The following is a 17357-nucleotide window of genomic DNA, read 5'->3' as shown; positions in this document are numbered from 1 at the left end:
CTATCCGTCGCCCGACGCCGCGTCAGCCCTCGGAGACGCGATTTCCCCCTCGCGTCGGTCGATTGCCCGGCAGACGGGTGGCGCGAGGCGCGCCCTGCCCGTTCTGCGGGCAGCGCCGTCAGATCAGCCGCACCCGCGTGCCGACCTCGACCAGACCGTAGAGCCGGGCGATGTGCTCGTTGTAGAGGCCGATGCAGCCATCCGAGGAGGGCCGGCCGATCTTGCGCGTGTCGTGGGTGCCGTGGATGCGGTAGTACTGCCAGGACAGGTAGAGCGCATGGGTGCCGAGCGGGTTGCCCGGCCCGGCGGGCACCACCTTGGGCAGCGACGGATCGCGCTCGCGCATCGAGGGGGTCGGCGTCCAGGTCGGCCCGGCGACCTTGCGCACCACCTCGGTGTAGCCGAGCTTGGTCAGCTCCTCGCTCAGCGGCACCGAGGTCGGGTAGAGCCGGTAGGTCTCGCCGTCGCCGCCCCAGTAATGCAGCGCCCGCGACGCGGTGTCCGAGACGATCACGCCGACGCCCAGCGCGTCGAAATGGTCGCGCCAGTCGACCCTCTGCAGCGCCGAGAGGTTGCGCTGCACCGCCGGCGTGGCCAGGGCCAGGGCGGGGGTGGCGGCGGCGACGAGGCCGAGCCCCGCGCCGACGATGAAACGGCGTCTGTTCTGCATCCTGCCGATCTCCTTCGGGTTTTGCCCCTGCCTCCCCCGCCGGGGCGGCAAGGGCAACTCACGAGGCCGCGAGGCAGGGGTCCGCGGGGCGCAGGCACAGCCGGCTCTGCGCCAGCGCACGGCCCCTGCACGGTTCCGTGAGCAGAAAACGGGTGCCGCTTGGTCAGTTTGCACTATTCTATCCCCGGACCGCCTCGGAGACCGCCATGCCCGCTCTCGCCCCGCCGGAGACCCGGATCGGCCACGTGCATCTGCGCGTGTCCGATCTCGACCGCGCCATCGCCTTCTACACCGGCGTGATCGGTCTCGAGCTGACCCAGCGCTACAGTCACGGCGCGGCCTTCCTCTCGGCCGGCGGCTACCACCACCATGTCGGGCTCAACACCTGGGAGAGCCTCGGCGCCAGCCCGCCGCCGCCCGGCCATACCGGTCTCTACCACACCGCCATCCTCTACCCGAACCGGGCCGCGCTGGCGCGGGCGCTGCGGCGGGTGATCGAGGCCGGGGTCGAGCTGGAGGGGGCCGCCGATCACGGCGTGAGCGAGGCGATCTACCTGCGCGACCCCGACGCCAACGGGGTCGAGCTCTACCGCGACCGGCCCGAGGCCGAATGGCCGCGCGACCACACCGGCACGCTGGCGATGATCAACCGCCCGCTCGACATCAAGGCGCTGCTGGCCGAGGCGTGAAGGCAACGCCCGGCCCCGCCCGGCCCGGCGGATCGCCGCCGCTTCTGGACCATGCGCGCCCCCCCGCCTACCCTGCGCCCGAGCAGGGGAGACGCGACATGGCCACGGGCACCGACATCCGCACCTATCACGACGGTCGCTGGCACGAGGGCGACGTCGCCGTGATCCGCGCCTCCGATCACGGCGCATGGCTCGGCACCACGGTGTTCGACGGCGCGCGCTACGCCCATGGGCTGACGCCCGACCTCGACAAGCACTGCGCCCGCACCAACGCCTCGGCCCGGGCGCTGATGATCGAGCCGACCGTCGAAGCGGGCGAGATGGTCGAGATCGTCCGCGAGGGGCTGAAGGCCTATCCGAAGGACGCCGCGGTCTACATCCGGCCGATGTACTGGGCGCTCGATGGCGGGCCGCTCGGCATCCTGCCCGAGCAGGGCCCGACCGGCTTCGCCATCGCGCTTGAGGCGATCCCGATGGCCCCGCCCGAGGCCGCGACCACGCTGGGGCGCACCCGCTTCCGCCGCCCGGTCATGGAGGACGCGGTGGTCAACGCCAAGGCGGGCTGCCTCTACCCCAACAACGCCCGGATGATCGCCGAGGCGCGGGCCCGCGGCTTCGGCAACGCGCTGGTGGCCGACGCGCTGGGCCACGTCGCCGAAAGCGCCAGTTCCAACGTCTTCATCGTCAAGGACGGCGAAGTGTTCACGCCGGTGCCGAACGGCACCTTCCTCGCCGGGATCACCCGCGCGCGCCACATCGCCAACCTGCGCGCCGACGGCGTGCGCGTGCACGAGACGGTCATGAGCTTCGAGGACGTCATCGACGCCGACGAGGTCTTCCTTTCGGGCAACATGCACAAGGTCACGCCGGTGACGGCCTTCGAGGAGACCTCCTACCAGATCGGCCCGGTCACCCGCCGCCTGCGCGAGATGTACTGGGACTGGGCCGCCTCGGCGGGCTGAGACGGTGGCGGGTCGCGGCGCGCTCTACCGGGTTCTGGGCTTCGTCCCCTTCGCGCTGGGCGCGGCGGCGCTGCTGCTCGTACTGACGCAGAACCCCTTCTCCGCCCCTTACGTCGACCGCAGCGCCGAGGCGGTGCGGCTGGAGCTGCAGGCGGCGCTGGCCCGCGCGGTCGACCGTGACTGGTACGACGCCGAGATGGAGGCCGCGCTCGCGGCGCGCGACCTCGACCGGATGCGCATGGTCGCCGCCGTGGGCGGGCGGCACGGCCACGCGCCGGACGGCCCGACGCTGACCCGGATGCAGGATCTCGAGGCCGAGGAGACCGGCGCGCTGGCCTCGCTGCGCGACTGCGCGGTCTGCGCCGCCGACATCACCGCCTGCCCGCGCGTGGCGCTCCTGGCGATGTGCGGTGTCACGGTCGAGATGACGCCTCTGGGCGACCTCAACGCGCTGCGCCGCGCCGCGCAGGCGGGGCTCTCGGGCGGCGAGGTCGACGGGATCGAGGTGGCGCTGGCCGGCGCCGGGCTCGGCGCGACCGGTCTGGCGGTGGCCTCCGGCGGCACCAGCGTGACGGTCAAGGTCGGCGCCACCGCGCTCCGGCTGGCGCGCAGGCTCGGCACGGTGACGCCGGGCTTCGCGGCGGATCTGCGGCGGCTCTCGGATGTCGATTTCCGCCCCGGCGGCATCGACGACTACGCGCTGGGAAAGGCCGGGATCGAGGCCGTGGCCGACCCGCTGCGGCTGGCGCGTCTGGGCGAGCTGGCGGGCGATCTCGGCCGGGTGGCCGAACGAAGCTCGCTCACCGACGCGGTGCTGATGCTGCGCCATGTCGACGACGCCGCCGACGCGCGCCGCCTCGCCCGACTCTCGGACGCCGCCGGCCCCGACACCCGCGCCGCGATCGAGATCCTCGGCAAGGGCCGCGCCTTCCGGACGCTGGTGCGGTTGTCGGACCTCGCGCTCGGCGCGGCGGCCCTGGTCTGGCTGGTGGCGGGCCAGGTGCTGGCCTTCATCGGCGCGCGGATCGGCGCGATGGCCTTCGAGATCGCCCGCGCGCCGCTGCGGCCCCGCGCCCGGCCAGAGGCCCCCGCCCCGGCGATCCGGCCCGAGCCGCCGCTGACCCGGCCGCGCCCGGCGCTGCGCCCCGACCCGCCGCTGCGGCGACCCGTTGCCAGCCGGCCCATGCTCGGTCACACTCCGGCCGAATAGGGAGGCTCCATGCGCAAGTTCCTCGTCGTGCTCGACGACAGCCGCGAATGCCTGAACGCCATGCGCTTCGCCGCGATGCGGGCGAGCCGGACCGGCGGCGGCGTCGTCGTCCTGTCGGTGATCCCGCCGGACGAGTTCAACCACTGGGTCGGCGTCGGCGAGATCATGCGCGAGGAGGCGCGCGAGCGCATCGAGGTGCATTACGAGGTCTTCGCCAAGTGGATGCGCGACCGGCTGAACGTGCATCCCGAGCTGGTGATCCGCGAGGGCGAGGCGGTGCCCGAGATCCTCGCCCAGATCCGCGAGGACGAGCAGATCGGCGTGCTGGTGCTGGGCGCGGGCAACGATCGCGGCGGGCCGGGGCCGATCGTCGCGCAGCTCACACGGGAGGCCGGCTCGCTGCCGGTGCCGATCACCATCGTGCCGGGCGACATCTCCAAGGAACGGCTCGAATCGATCACGTGATTTAGAACCGTTCCAAATCTTGACTCGGGGCGCGGGCGGGCGCATATCGGGGGCCTCAGACGAAAGGTGGTCCCGATGTTCATCCAGACCGAATCCACGCCGAACCCCGCGACGCTCAAGTTCCTGCCGGGGCAGGCCGTGCTCGAGATGGGCACAGCCGACTTCCCCTCGGAGGAAGCCGCGCAGTCGAGCCCGCTGGCGCGGCGCATCTTCGCCACCGGCCATGTGGCGGGCGTGTTCCTCGGCTCGGACTTCGTGACCGTCACCAAGACCGCCGACGCCGAGTGGGACCACATCAAGCCCGCCGTGCTGGGCGCGGTGATGGAGCATTTCCAGTCCGGCGCCCCGGCGATCGATGACGGCTCGGCCCCGGCCCAGCAGGGCGGCCATGCCGAGCACAGCGGCGAGGACGGCGCCATCGTCGAGCAGATCAAGGAGCTGCTCGACACCCGCGTGCGCCCGGCCGTGGCGCAGGATGGCGGCGACATCACCTTCCACGGCTTCGACCGCGGCGTGGTCTACCTGCACATGCAGGGCGCCTGCGCCGGCTGCCCCTCCTCGACGCTGACGCTGAAGATGGGCATCGAGAACCTGCTGCGGCACTACATCCCCGAGGTGGTCGAGGTCCGGCCCGTCGCGGCCTGATGACCCCGATCCTGGCGATCGACACGTCGGCCGCGCATTGCGCGGCCGCGTTGCGTCTGGAGGGCCGCGTCCCGGCCCGGGTCGAGCCGATGGCCAAGGGCCAGGCCGAGCGGCTGATGCCGTTTCTCGAAGACCTGCTCGCGGATGAGGGCCTCGGCTGGCGCGACCTCGCCGCGATCGGCGTGGGCTGCGGCCCGGGCAACTTCACCGGCCTCAGGATCGGCGTCTCGGCCGCGCGCGGGCTGGCGCTGGGGCTCGGCATCCCGGCGGTGGGCGTCTCGGGCTTCGAAGCGGCCGCGCATGGCCTGCCGCGCCCGCTCACCGTCGCGCTGCCGGCGCCGCGCGCGCATCTGTGGACCCAGCGCCTGACCGGCGACGGGGCCGAGCCCCCCGCCCTTCTGGCCGCGGCCGAGGCGGGCGAGGTGGTGCACGGCCCCGACGCCGAGGCGCTGGTCCGCGCCATCGCCGAGATCGCCGCCCTGCGCGCTGCCACGCCGCAGCCGCGCCCGGCGCCGCTCTATGTCCGGCCCGCCGACGCCGCGCCGCCGCGCGACCCGGCCCCCGTGCTGATCGGATGAGCGCCGCGCCCGCGGCGCTGGCCGAGACCTACGCCCGCGCCTTCCCCGACGAGCGCCACCACTGGAGCGCCGCCGAGTTCGCCGAGCTGCTCGCCGCGCCGGGCGCGGTGCTGTCGGGCGACGCGGACAGCTTCGTGCTCGGCCGGGTGACGCTGGACGAGGCCGAGATCGTGACCCTTGCCACCCGGCCCGAGCTGCGCCGGCAGGGCCGCGCGGCGCGGGCTCTCGACGCCTTCCACGCGGCGGCCCAGGCGAAGGGCGCGGAGAGGGTGTTTCTCGAAGTGGCCGAGGACAACGCCGCGGCGCGCGCGCTCTACGACCGGGCCGGCTACGCCGCCGCCGGCCGCCGGCCGGGCTATTACGCGCGCCCCGGGCGACCGCCCGTCGCCGCGCTGATCCTGCGCCGCGACCTGCCCTAGCGTCATGTGACTTTCGGTCAGGCCGACGGGGCCGTGACTTCGCGCAACTCCGGGAAAAACCTGTTGACCCAAGGGGGTCCGCATTGCCTTATCTGGCCATGAGCCGGCGTAGGACCGGCAGGCGCCGCAGGTCTTGCGTCGCGCCGACACCTGACAGGGAGCAATCGATGACCCACCTCGCGAAATTCCTCGGCGCCAGCGCCGTGCTGGCGCTTTCGGCCGGAGCCGCGCTGGCCGACCCGGCGCTGGTCTTCGACCTCGGCGGCAAGTTCGACAAGTCGTTCAACGAAAGCGCCCACACCGGCGCCACCCGCTGGGCCGAAGAGACCGGCAACTCCTATGCCGAGGTCGAGCTGCAGTCCGACGCCCAGCGCGAGCAGGCGCTGCGCCGCTTCGCCGAGGCCGGCAACAACCCGATCGTCACGGTCGGCTTCTCCTTCATGACCCCGCTCGAGGAGATCGCCGCCGATTACCCGGACACCAAGTTCGTGATCGTCGACGGCGTGGTCGACCTGCCCAACGTCCGCTCGGTGATCTTCAACGAGCACGAGGGCTCCTACCTGGTCGGCATGATGGCCGCGATGGCCTCCGAGAGCGACACGATCGGCTTCATCGGCGGCATGGACATCCCGCTGATCCGCAAGTTCGCCTGCGGCTACGCCCAGGGCGCGCAGGCGGTGAACGCCGACATCACCGTGCTCGCCAACATGACCGGCACCACCCCGGCCGCCTGGAACGACCCGGTGAAGGGCTCGGAGCTGACCCAGGCGCAGATCAGCCAGGGCGCCGACGTGGTCTACGCCGCGGCCGGCGGCACCGGCATCGGCGTGCTGCAGACCGCCGCCGACGAGGGCATCAAGTCGATCGGCGTCGACAGCAACCAGAACTACCTGCAGCCCGGCTCGGTGCTGACCTCGATGGTCAAGCGGGTCGACAACGCGGTCTATGACGCCTTCGAGGCCGGCACCGAGATCGAGACCGGCATCAACGTGATGGGCGTCGACAACGAGGGCGTGGGCGTCGCCGTGGACGAGCACAACGAGGCGCTGGTCACCGAGGAGATGACCGCCGCCGTCGAGGACGCCAAGGCCAAGATCGCCTCGGGCGAGATCGCGGTCCACGACTACATGAGCGACGAGAGCTGCCCCTCGCTCAGCTTCTGATCCGCACGACACCGTGCTAGAAGGGGCCGCGCCGCAATGCGCGGCCCCGTTTCGCACCCGGAGACCGGACCACACATGACCGACCAGACCCCCGCGATCGAGCTCAAGGGCATCTCCAAGGCCTTCGGCCCCGTGCAGGCCAACAAGGACATCTCGATCCGGGTGATGCCGGGCACGATCCACGGCATCATCGGCGAGAACGGCGCCGGCAAGTCGACCCTGATGTCGATCCTCTACGGCTTCTACCGGGCCGATGCGGGCGAGATCTGGGTCGACGGGCGCCGCACCGAGATCCCCGACAGCCAGGCCGCGATCCGCGCCGGCATCGGCATGGTGTTCCAGCACTTCAAGCTGGTGCAGAACTTCTCCGTGCTCGAGAACGTGGTGCTCGGCGCCGAGGACGGCGCGATGCTGCGCCCCTCGCTCGCCAAGGCGCGGCGCGAGCTCAAGGACCTCGCCGCCGAATACGAGCTCAACATCGACCCCGACGCCCGGATCGAGGATATCGGGGTGGGCATGCAGCAGCGGGTCGAGATCCTCAAGGCGCTCTACCGCCAAGCCGACATCCTGATCCTCGACGAGCCGACCGGCGTGCTGACGCCCGCGGAGGCCGACCACCTGTTCCGCATCCTCAAGGGGCTGCGCGACCAGGGCAAGACGATCATCCTGATCACCCACAAGCTGCGCGAGATCATGGAGATCACCGACACGGTGAGCGTGATGCGTCGCGGCGAGATGACCGCCACCGTGCAGACCGCCGAGACCTCGCCGCCCGAGCTGGCCGAGCTGATGGTCGGCCGCAAGGTGCTCTTGCAGGTCGAGAAGGTGCCGCCGAAGCCCGGCAAGACCGTGCTCGAGGTCGAGAACCTGCGCGTGGTCGACTCCAAGGGGGTCGAGCGGCTGCGCAAGATCGGCTTCGAGATCCGCGCCGGCGAGATCCTCGGCATCGCCGGCGTCGCCGGCAACGGCCAGTCGGAGCTTCTGGAGGTGCTGGGCGGCTACCGCCGCGCCGAGGGCACCGTCCGGCTGAACGGCAAGCCGCTCGAACTGGCCGGGCGCCACGCCAACGGCCGCGCCCGGCGCGCCGCCGGCGTCGCCCACGTGCCCGAGGACCGGCATCACGAGGGGCTGATCCTCGACTTCTCGGCCTGGGAGAATGTCGCCTTCGGCTACCACGACCGGCCCGAGTTCAACAAAGGCCTGTTCATGGACAACGCCGCGATCAAGGCCGATGCGGCGGCCAAGATGGAGCGCTTCGACGTGCGCCCGCCGCATCCGCATCTGGCGGCCAAGAACTTCTCGGGCGGCAACCAGCAGAAGATCGTCGTGGCGCGCGAGATCGAGCGCAACCCCGACCTGCTGCTGATCGGCCAGCCCACCCGCGGCGTCGACATCGGCGCAATCGAGTTCATCCACGAGCAGATCGTCGCGCTGCGCGACATGGGCAAGGCGGTGCTGCTGGTCTCGGTCGAGCTCGACGAGATCATGTCGCTGTCGGACCGCATCGCGGTGATGTTCGACGGCAAGATCATGGGCGAACGCCTGCCCGCCGAGACCGACGAGCGCGAGCTCGGCCTGCTGATGGCGGGCATCACCGATACCGACAAGCCGCACAGCGAGGCCGAGATCGAGGCGAACCTCGCCCGCCGCCACGCCAGCGCGGACAAGGAGGCCTGATATGCAACGCATGCCGCAATGGGCCGACGTGATCCTGATCCCGCTGATCAGCCTGATCCTCGCGGCCGTCCTCTCCGCCCTGGTGATCCTCGCCATCGGCGAGAACCCCTGGGCTGCGCTGAAGCTGATGGTGGAGGGCTCGCTCGGCTCGACCTATGCCTGGGGCTACACGCTCTACTACGCGACCAACTTCATCTTCACCGGCCTCGCCGTGGCGGTCGCGATCCATGCCCGCCTGTTCAACATCGGCGGCGAGGGCCAGGCGATGCTGGGCGGCCTCGGCGTCGCGCTGATCGCGCTGTTCATCCCCTGGCCGCACTGGACGCTGGCGCTGCTGGGCGGCGCGGTCGGCGCGGCGCTGTTCGGCGCGGCCTGGGCCTTCATCCCGGCCTGGCTGCAGGCCAAGCGCGGCAGCCACGTCGTGATCACCACGATCATGTTCAACTTCATCGCCGCGGCGCTGCTGAACTACCTGCTGATCGGCGCGCTCAAGCCGCAGGGCTCGATGGAGCCCGCCACCGGCCGCTTCCCCGAGGCGACGCATCTGCCGACCTTCCAGGACATGTTCTCGACCGCCGAGACCGCGCTGTTCCGCGGCGCGCCGGTCAACGTGTCGTTCTTCGTGGCACTGATCGCCTGCGTCGCCGTCTGGGCGCTGATCTGGCGCACCCGTCTGGGCTACGAGATCCGCGCCTACGGCCAGTCCGAGGGCGCCGCGAAATATGCCGGCATCTCGCCGGTGAAGATCATCGTCGTGACCATGCTGATCTCCGGCGGCCTGGCCGGGATGATGGCGATCAACAACGTCATGGGCGAAGCCGAGCGGCTGGTGCTGAACGCGGTCGAGGGCGCGGGCTTCATCGGCATCGCGGTGGCGCTGATGGGCCGCAGCCACCCCTTCGGCGTGCTGCTGGCCGCGCTGCTCTTCGGCTTTCTCTATCAGGGCGGCGCCGAGCTCGCGCTCTGGACCTCGATCCCGCGCGAGCTGATCGTGGTGATCCAGGCGCTGGTGATCCTGTTCACCGGCGCGCTCGACAACATGGTGCGGATGCCGCTCGAGGGGCTGTTCCTGCGGCTGCGCCGGGCGCCCAAGCCCGACCGCAAGACCAGCCCGGCGGAGTGAGCGCATGGACTTTCTGACCCTCATCCAGGTGTTCGACACCACCATCCGTCTCGCGACGCCGCTGCTTCTGGCCTGTCTCGCCGGGCTGTTCTCCGAGCGCGCCGGCATCTTCGACATCGGCCTCGAGGGCAAGATGCTGGCCTCGGCCTTCCTCACCGCGGCGGTGGCGGCCGTCACCGGCTCGGTGCTGGTGGGCCTCCTGGCCGGGATCGGCGGCGCGATGGCGCTGGCCGGCATCCACGGCCTCGCCTCGATCACATTCCGCGGCAACCAGCTGATCTCGGGCGTGGCGATCAACTTCCTCGCCGCCGGCCTCACCGTCGTGGTGGCGCAGAGCTGGTTCGGCCAGGGCGGGCGCACGCCGCAGCTGTCGGGCAATGCCCGCTTCGGCACGATCGACCTGCCCTTCGCCGCCGAGATCCGCGACATCCCGCTGCTCGGGCCGATCTATGCCGACCTGATCTCGGGCCACAGCCTGCTGGTCTATGTCGGCCTGCTGATGGTGCCGCTGACCTGGTACGTGCTGTTTCGCACCCGCTTCGGCCTGCGGCTGCGCGCGGTAGGCGAGAACCCCGCCGCGGTCGACACCGCCGGCATCTCGGTGGTCGGGCTGCGCTACGCCGCCGTCGCGATCTGCGGCCTGCTGACCGGTCTGGCCGGCGCCTACCTGTCCACCGGCCTGCAGGCCGGCTTCGTCAAGGACATGACCGCCGGGCGCGGCTACATCGCGCTCGCGGCGCTGATCTTCGCCAAGTGGCGGCCGTGGTACGCGCTCGGCGCCTGCCTGCTGTTCGGCTTCCTGCAGGCGCTGGCGCTGCGCCCCGACGTGATCGAGGGCACGCTCGGCTTCGAGGTTGGCGTGCAGCTTTTGGACGCCCTGCCCTACATTCTCACGGTGGTGATCCTCGCCGGCTTCGTCGGCCGGGCGATCCCGCCCCGCGCCGGAGGCGAACCCTATGTCAAAGAGCGTTGAACTCGCGGGCCTGATCCGGGCCCAGGCCGGCGAGGCCCCGATCCGCTACGGCCTGATCCTGGGCTCGGGGCTCGGCCACATCGCCGACAGCGTCGACGGCGTGCAGATCCCCTACGACAAGCTCTCGGGCTTTCCGCATGCGGGCGTCTCGGGCCACAACCCGGTGCTGGCGGTGGGCGATCTCGAGGGCCAGCGCGTCGCCGTGTTCGGCGGCCGGGCGCATTACTACGAGAACGGCAACCCCAACGAGATGCGGCTGCCGCTCGAGGTGCTGCGCGCGCTCGGCGCCGAGGCGGTGATCCTGACCAACGCCGCGGGCAGCCTGCGCGAGGACATGCCCACCGGCTCGATCATGGCGCTGTCGGATCACGTCAACTTCTCGGGGCTGAACCCGCTGATCGGCGAGAAGACCGATGCCCGCTTCGTGCCGATGGGCGACGCGCACGACCCCGAACTGCGCGCGAAGCTGCGCGCCGCGGCCGAGGCCGAAGGGGTCGACCTGCACGAGGGCGTCTACGCCTGGTATTCCGGCCCCTCCTTCGAGACCCCGGCCGAGATCCGCGCCATGCGCACGCTCGGCATCGACGCCACCGGCATGTCGACCGTGCCCGAGGTGATCCTCGCGCGCTTCCTCGGCCTTCGGGCGATGGCCGTCTCGGCGATCACCAACATGGCCGCCGGCATGTCCGACGAGGCGATCGGCCACGAGCACACCAAGGCCATGGCGCCCCTGGGCGCGAAGAAGCTCGAGCAGGTGCTGCGGCGGATGCTGCGCGACATGGGCTGAGCGCGACCTTTCCGCCGCACCGCGCGAAACCCGGCGCCGGGTCTGGAAAAACCGGCGCGGGGCTGCCTTAATCGCGGCAACCGCCCGAGGCACAGATGCAGCTCTACCTCCCCATCGCCGAGGTCTCGATCAACGCGTTCCTGCTGCTGGGGCTGGGCGGCCTGGTCGGGCTGCTCTCGGGCATGTTCGGGGTGGGCGGCGGCTTCCTGATCACGCCGCTGCTGTTCTTCGTCGGCATCCCGCCCGCCGTGGCGGTGGCGACCTCGACCAACCAGATCGTCGCCTCCTCCTTCTCGGCGCTGCTGAGCCACCTGCGGCGCCGCACCGTCGACCTGGTGATGGGCACGGTGCTGCTGTCGGGCGGCCTGGTCGGCTCCGGGCTCGGGATGATCCTGTTCAACTGGCTCAAGGCGCAGGGCCAGGTCGACCTGTTGGTCAAGCTCAGCTACGTCGTCTTCCTCGGCACGGTCGGGGCGATGATGCTGGTCGAGAGCCTGAACGCGCTGATCCGGTCCCGCCGGCCCGGCGCGCGGCCCAAGCGGCGGCGGCACAACTGGGTGCACGCCCTGCCCGGCAAGATCAAGTTCCGCGTCTCGGGGCTCTACATCTCGGTCTTCCCGCCCTTTCTCGTCGGCATGTCGGTGGGCGTGCTCTCGGCGATCATGGGGGTGGGCGGCGGCTTCATCATGGTGCCGGCGATGATCTACCTGCTCGGCATGCCGACCAAGGTGGTGATCGGCACCTCGCTGTTCCAGATCATCTTCGTCACCGGCTTCACCACCATGCTGCACGCGGTGACCAACCAGACCGTCGACATCGTGCTGGCGCTGCTGCTGATCCTCGGCGGCGTGGTCGGCGCGCAGCTCGGCGCCCGGATCGGCGCGCGGATGAAGGCCGAGCAGCTGCGAATCCTCTTGGCGCTTCTGGTGCTGGGCGTCTGCGCACAGATCGCGCTCGACCTGCTGCTGCGGCCCGACGAGCTCTACGAGATCGAACCGGTGGCGGCATGATCCGGCTGGCGCTCCTGCTGCTCGCGCTCGCCGGCGCGGCCCGGGCCGAGGAGATCGTGCTGGGGCTGAGCCAGGACGAGGTGGCGATCACCGCCACCTTCGACGGCTCCGAGATCCTCGTCTTCGGCGCGGTCAAGCGCGTGGCGCCGCCGCCCGATGGCCCGCCGCTCGAGGTGATCGTCACCGTCTCGGGGCCGCTCAACCCGGCCACGGTGCGCCGCAAGGAGCGCCGCGCCGGGATCTGGGTCAACACCGACGCGATCGAGGTCGACGCCGCGCCCTCCTTCTACGCGGTGGCCAGCACCGGCCCGCTCGACGAGATCCTGAGCGCCACGGAAGATCTGCGCCACGCCGTCTCGATCCCGCGCGCGATCCGTGCCGTCGGCAACCGGATCGAGGGCTCGGCCGAGTTCGTCGCCGCGCTGATCCGCATCCGTGAGGAGATGGGTCTCTACGAGCGCCTCGACGGCGCGGTCGATCTCGAGCAGCAGACCCTGTTCCGCACCTCGGTGGCGCTGCCCGCGAACCTCGTCGAGGGCAATTACGAGACCCGCATCTTCCTGACCCGCGGCGGCGCGGTGATCGACCGCTACGAGACGGTGATCGGCGTGCAGAAGGTCGGCATCGAGCGCTGGCTCTACAACCTCGCGCAGGAGCGCGCCGCGCTCTACGGGCTGCTGTCGCTGCTTCTGGCGATGGCGGCGGGCTGGGCCGCCTCGGCCGCCTTCTCGGGAATGCGGCGATAGGACGGCTAAAAACCCAACTATTCGACAACTCCCCGCCACCTCGGTGCCATGCTAGCCTGTTTCATGGGAGTAGGCATTCTTCGGAAAGGAGATCGCATGTCCCATCGCTGGATGTTCGAGGTGCTTGCCGACCTCGAAAGCTATGCCCTGCACAACGACCTCGACCGTCTGGCGCAGAAGTTGTCGGAAGTCGCGCGTTACGCAGCCTACGAGATCTCCTCCTCAGAGGAGCGCAACCTGCCGGTGCCGCGCCAGGCCGAGCCGGCCCGGCTGGAGCTGCCGCCGGCCAAGTGACGCCGCGGCCGGCGCGCCCGTGACTCGGGCCCGCGCCGCATCGGCGGCGCCACCGGCGCTGACCACGGGCTCTGGCCCCCGGCGCGCCGCGCGGATAGGGTCGCGCCATGACCCTGCCCGCCGTGACCTTCTCCCCCGACCAGGCCGAAGCCTGGGACGCCGTGACCCGGATGCTGCGCGAGACCGGCATCGATCTCGATGACGAGCTGCTCTCCGCCCCGGCCTCCGAGGCGCGCCGCGTCGCCGCGGTGATCGGCAAGGCCGGCTCCGGCAAGACGCTGCTTCTGGCGGAGCTGACCCGCGCGCTGAAGGAGGCCGGGGTCGACATCGTCTCGGGCGATTGGGAGGGCCGCAAGAAGAAGGACCGCCGCACGCTGGCGATCCTCGCGCCGACCAACAAGGCGGCGAGCGTGCTGCGCAACCGCGGCGTGCCCGCCACCACGATCCACCGCATCCTCTACACCCCGGTCTACGACCCCGAATTCGAGAAGGTGGCCGAGTGGCTCGCGGGCCAGGGCGACCGGCCGAACATCGAGGGGCTCTCGGACGAGGCGCTCGACCGCGCCGCCGCGGCCTTCGCCACGCATGGCTCGGTGCCCGCCGCGCTCGCCGCCGCCGGGCTCAGGGGCTCGGACTTCATCACCGGCTGGAAGCGCCGCGAGGAGCCGCTCGACATCGGCTTCATCGACGAAAGCTCGATGCTCGACGAGAAGCAGGTCGAGGACCTGAAGGAGATCTTCCCGACCCTCGTGCTGTTCGGCGACCCGGCGCAGCTGCCGCCGGTGCAGTCGACCGGCGGCATGGTGTTCGACACCATGCCCGAGCCGCAGAAGCACGTGCTGCACCGCATCCACCGGCAGGACAGCGACAACCCGATCCTCGACCTCGCCCATGCGCTGGCCGACCCGCAGATCGATTTCTACGCCTTCGAGCGCATGGTGCAGGAGGCCGCGCAACGCGACGAGCGCGTGGTCTTCGCCCGCCGGGTCGAGTCGGACCTTATGGCGCGCAGCCCGGTTCTGGTCTGGCGCAACGCCACCCGCATCCGGCTGATCCACGCCTTCCGCGCCGCCCATGGCGCGCCTGAGGGCGACCTGCTGGTCGGCGAGCCGCTGATCTGCGACGGCATCGAGCTGCCGCTCAAGCACCGCAAGAAACGGCTCGACCTCGAGGCGCGCGGCCTGATCAAGGGCGCGCAGGTGGTCTACATGGGCCCCGGCCGCAAGCCCGGCTTCTCGCGGCTGCACGTGATGGGCGCGCCCGAGCCGCAGCTTTCGGCCGCCTCGATCGTGCGGATCGAGCAGGAGGGCGATGCCGAGCCCTTCATCCCCTACGCCGCGCGCATGGGCGCGACCTTCCTGCACGGCGCCGCGGTGACGATCCACAAGGCGCAAGGTTCCCAGTGGGACACTGTGCAGGTCTTCGCGCCCGACATCGAGATCGCCTCGCGCATGGGAAGGGTCGAGGCCGGCCAGCCGCTGTGGAAGCGGCTCGCCTATGTCGCGATCACCCGCGCCGAGCGCGAGCTGCGCTGGGTGGTGCGCTCGATGCTCGCCAAGCCCAACGCCGCGCTCGGGGTCGACGACCTCGCCGCGCCAGCGGCGCCGCTGGAGCTGACCACGCAGGAGGAGGGCGCATGAAGACCGCCATCGTCACCGGCGCCTCGAGCGGCATCGGCCGCGCCGTGGCCGAGGAACTTCTGGCGCATGGCTGGACGGTGGGCCTAATCGCCCGCCGCGCCGAGCGGCTGGAGGAGATCGCCGCCGCCCATGCCGGCGCGGTCCCCCTGCCCTGCGACGTCACCGCCCCCGAGGCGGTCGAGGCGGCCTTCGCCGAGTTCGACACCACCGCCGGGCGGCTCGACCTGCTGTTCAACAATGCCGGCATCTTCGTGCCGCCCGCCCTGCCCGACGAGATCGAGTCCTCGGACTGGGACGCCTCGGTCGCGGTCAACCTCACCGGCATGTTCCTCTGCGCCCGCGCCGCCTTCGGCCGGATGCGCCGGCAGGACCCGCAGGGCGGGCGCATCGTCAACAACGGCTCGATCTCGGCGCAGGCGCCGCGCCCCGGCGCGCTGTGCTACACCACCACCAAGCACGCGATCACCGGGCTCACCAAGGGGCTCGCGCTCGACGGGCGCGCCCACGGCATCGCCTGCGGCCAGATCGACATCGGCAATGCCCGCACCGAGCTGATCGACGACCTCGTCCAGCGCGAGGTCGCGGCCGGGCGGGAGGCGCCGCCGGTGATGGAGGTGGCGCATGTCGCGCGCGCGGTGCGCCACATGGCCGAGCTGCCGCCAGAGGCCAACGTGCTGTTCCAGACCGTCATGGCCACCACCATGCCCTTCGTGGGCCGGGGCTGAGCCCTCAGTCGGGCCGCGGCGCGGCCAGCCGCGCCGGCTCGAAGTGATGCGTCACCGAGGCCGCGTAGAAGGCCAGCAGCGGCCCCGCCCCCGGCGCCGGCGCGATCCCCTCGCCGCCCTCGACCACCAGCCGCCGGCGGCGCAGGATTGCCAGCGCGTCGGCGGTGATGCGCGCCGCGTCGCGCCGCGGCAGCGCCACGCCGCGCCCGTGCAGCATCGCCAGCCGCGCCGCGACCCGCAGCTCGATCCGCTCGGCCGGCAGCGGCGAGGCGTCGAGCAGGATCCCGGCCACCAGCGGCACCGGCAGCACCGGCATGACCTCCTCGATCCGCGCCATCAGCTGCCGCGCCACCACCCCGGCGGTGTTGGGTCCGGGCGTCTCGGGGCCGAGGAACTCCGACAGCGACAGCGGCCGGCCGAAGCTGACCGAGGCGGTGCCGAAGCCGTCGAAGCGGCCGGTCAGCCGCTCGGCGAAATGGCCCAGCACGGCGCCGGCGATCTTCGACAGCGGCACCCGGAACCGTCGGTTGCCGGCCGCCGCGGCCCCGATCAGCACCCGGTCCTCGAGCACGCGGTCGTAGTTCAGCGCCACGGGCACGAAGATCACGTCGCGCGAATGGCGGGCGAAATCCTCGACGATATGCCCCAGAAGCCCGGTCTTGGGCGATGCCAGCCGGCCATCGAGGCTCAGGCCCCCCTCGGGGAAGATCGCCTGCGTCACCCCGCCCGCCGTCGCCATCTGCACGTAGCGCTGCAGCACCCGGCGATAGAGCGCGCCGCGGTCGCGGCGGCGGATGAAATAGGCCCCCATCGCCCGGATCAGCGGCGCCAGCGGCCAGACCCGCGCCCATTCGCCCACCGCGTAGGACAGCGCCGAGGTCCGCGCCGCGAGCCACGTGACCAGCACGTAATCCATGTTCGAGCGGTGGTTCATCACGAAGACCACCGCCGCGTCCGGGTCGATCGCGTCGAGCGCGGCGCGGTCGAAGGCGCCGAGCCGGATCCGGTAGAGCGCGCGGCTCAGCCACTGCGCGGCGCGGGTGCCGAAGGTGAAATAGGCGGTGGCCGAGAAGGAGGGCACGATCTCGCGCGCGTGGTCGCGGGCCTGCTCGAAGGCGACGTTCTCGGGCACGCCTTCCCTGCGGGCGTGTTCGACCACGGCCTGCGTCACCGCCGGGTCGTAGATCAGCCGCTGGATCATGTCGTGCCGGCGGGCCAGCTTGAACGGCTCGATCGGCCGGGCCAGCCGGGTGTTGAGCCGCGCCACCGCCCGTTCCATCCGTTTGCGGAAGAACCACCGCACCGAGGGGAACAGGAAATGCGAGGCGAAGGTGACCGCCGCGAAAAGCAGGATCAGCACGAGCAGCCAGAGCGGGAGCGTGACGGGCCGGAACATGGGGCGACACTGCCGGAAATCGGCGGCGGGGTGTAGCACCGCGCCGGCCTGCACGGCCACGGCGACCGCGGGGTGATGCAGCGCTGCCGATCGCCGCGGCCCGCGCGCCCCGCCGGTCTGGACCTGTGCCCCGCCGCGGCGCATCATGGCCCCGCCCGGCAGAAGGCCGGCCTCGATCGAGCGGC

General features: G+C 71.5%; 19 protein-coding genes. 17 read left to right on the top strand and 2 right to left on the bottom strand.

From position 1 onward, the window contains the following. Positions 1 to 118 precede the first annotated feature (118 nt). A complete protein-coding gene (locus BLT43_RS04420) occupies positions 119 to 670 on the bottom strand; it encodes a L,D-transpeptidase (RefSeq protein ID WP_090110474.1) in 552 nt (183 codons plus the stop codon). 206 nt (positions 671 to 876) lie between these two features. Here BLT43_RS04420 and BLT43_RS04415 point away from each other — a divergent pair, with 206 nt between their 5' ends. The 17 genes from BLT43_RS04415 (at position 877) to BLT43_RS04335 (ending at position 15776) form a co-directional block, all read left to right on the top strand. Beyond that, the gene (locus tag BLT43_RS04415; RefSeq protein ID WP_090110472.1) at positions 877 to 1359 is read left to right on the top strand and encodes a VOC family protein; all 483 of its coding nucleotides are present in this window, start codon (positions 877 to 879) and stop codon (positions 1357 to 1359) included. A gap of 98 nt (positions 1360 to 1457) precedes the next feature. Next, positions 1458 to 2321, top strand: coding sequence for a branched-chain amino acid aminotransferase (locus BLT43_RS04410; protein WP_090110470.1), 864 nt, complete (start codon positions 1458 to 1460; stop codon positions 2319 to 2321). 4 nt (positions 2322 to 2325) lie between these two features. Continuing rightward, a complete protein-coding gene (locus tag BLT43_RS04405) occupies positions 2326 to 3531 on the top strand; it encodes a hypothetical protein (RefSeq protein ID WP_090110468.1) in 1206 nt (401 codons plus the stop codon). Between the two features lie 9 nt (positions 3532 to 3540). Continuing rightward, positions 3541 to 3996, top strand: a complete 456-nt coding sequence (locus tag BLT43_RS04400; RefSeq protein ID WP_090110466.1) for a universal stress protein — start codon at positions 3541 to 3543, stop codon at positions 3994 to 3996. A gap of 75 nt (positions 3997 to 4071) precedes the next feature. After that, entirely contained in the window at positions 4072 to 4641 is a 570-nt protein-coding gene (locus BLT43_RS04395; RefSeq protein WP_090110464.1) for a NifU family protein, read from the top strand. Continuing rightward, the gene (gene tsaB / locus BLT43_RS04390; protein WP_090110462.1) at positions 4641 to 5219 is read left to right on the top strand and encodes a tRNA (adenosine(37)-N6)-threonylcarbamoyltransferase complex dimerization subunit type 1 TsaB; all 579 of its coding nucleotides are present in this window, start codon (positions 4641 to 4643) and stop codon (positions 5217 to 5219) included. The genes BLT43_RS04395 and tsaB overlap by 1 nt, the downstream gene beginning before the upstream one ends. Beyond that, complete coding sequence (locus tag BLT43_RS04385; protein WP_090110460.1) at positions 5216 to 5638, top strand: GNAT family N-acetyltransferase; 423 nt, start codon at positions 5216 to 5218, stop codon at positions 5636 to 5638. Before tsaB ends, BLT43_RS04385 begins: the two co-directional genes overlap by 4 nt. Before the next feature lie 167 nt (positions 5639 to 5805). After that, positions 5806 to 6801 carry a BMP family lipoprotein gene (locus tag BLT43_RS04380; protein WP_090110458.1) on the top strand — a complete coding sequence of 332 codons (996 nt, stop codon included), beginning with the start codon at positions 5806 to 5808 and terminating at the stop codon, positions 6799 to 6801. 75 nt (positions 6802 to 6876) lie between these two features. After that, positions 6877 to 8478: an ABC transporter ATP-binding protein gene (locus tag BLT43_RS04375; RefSeq protein ID WP_090110456.1), complete on the top strand. Its 1602-nt coding sequence runs from the start codon at positions 6877 to 6879 to the stop codon at positions 8476 to 8478. A 1-nt stretch (position 8479) separates the two neighbouring features. Continuing rightward, the gene (locus BLT43_RS04370; RefSeq protein WP_090110454.1) at positions 8480 to 9601 is read left to right on the top strand and encodes an ABC transporter permease; all 1122 of its coding nucleotides are present in this window, start codon (positions 8480 to 8482) and stop codon (positions 9599 to 9601) included. 4 nt (positions 9602 to 9605) lie between these two features. Then, positions 9606 to 10574 (top strand): ABC transporter permease, encoded by a 969-nt coding sequence (locus BLT43_RS04365; RefSeq protein WP_090110452.1) that lies wholly within the window; start codon positions 9606 to 9608, stop codon positions 10572 to 10574. Beyond that, a complete protein-coding gene (locus BLT43_RS04360; protein WP_090110450.1) occupies positions 10558 to 11361 on the top strand; it encodes a purine-nucleoside phosphorylase in 804 nt (267 codons plus the stop codon). Before BLT43_RS04365 ends, BLT43_RS04360 begins: the two co-directional genes overlap by 17 nt. A 95-nt stretch (positions 11362 to 11456) precedes the next feature. Continuing rightward, a complete protein-coding gene (locus BLT43_RS04355; protein WP_090110448.1) occupies positions 11457 to 12371 on the top strand; it encodes a sulfite exporter TauE/SafE family protein in 915 nt (304 codons plus the stop codon). Beyond that, a complete protein-coding gene (locus BLT43_RS04350; RefSeq protein ID WP_090110446.1) occupies positions 12368 to 13117 on the top strand; it encodes a TIGR02186 family protein in 750 nt (249 codons plus the stop codon). The genes BLT43_RS04355 and BLT43_RS04350 overlap by 4 nt, the downstream gene beginning before the upstream one ends. A 96-nt stretch (positions 13118 to 13213) precedes the next feature. Next, positions 13214 to 13411 (top strand): hypothetical protein, encoded by a 198-nt coding sequence (locus tag BLT43_RS04345; RefSeq protein WP_090110444.1) that lies wholly within the window; start codon positions 13214 to 13216, stop codon positions 13409 to 13411. A gap of 107 nt (positions 13412 to 13518) precedes the next feature. After that, the gene (locus tag BLT43_RS04340) at positions 13519 to 15051 is read left to right on the top strand and encodes an ATP-dependent DNA helicase (protein ID WP_090110442.1); all 1533 of its coding nucleotides are present in this window, start codon (positions 13519 to 13521) and stop codon (positions 15049 to 15051) included. Next, entirely contained in the window at positions 15048 to 15776 is a 729-nt protein-coding gene (locus tag BLT43_RS04335; protein ID WP_090110440.1) for an SDR family oxidoreductase, read from the top strand. Before BLT43_RS04340 ends, BLT43_RS04335 begins: the two co-directional genes overlap by 4 nt. A gap of 4 nt (positions 15777 to 15780) precedes the next feature. On the opposite strand, the gene BLT43_RS04330 is transcribed toward BLT43_RS04335, so the two are convergent. Further along, positions 15781 to 17172: a 1-acyl-sn-glycerol-3-phosphate acyltransferase gene (locus BLT43_RS04330; protein WP_090110438.1), complete on the bottom strand. Its 1392-nt coding sequence runs from the start codon at positions 17170 to 17172 to the stop codon at positions 15781 to 15783. Positions 17173 to 17357 lie beyond the last annotated feature (185 nt).

This window comes from Limimaricola pyoseonensis (genome assembly GCF_900102015.1).
In the GTDB taxonomy this organism is placed as follows: domain Bacteria; phylum Pseudomonadota; class Alphaproteobacteria; order Rhodobacterales; family Rhodobacteraceae; genus Limimaricola; species Limimaricola pyoseonensis.
This window is presented reverse-complemented; position numbering and strand designations above follow the sequence as displayed.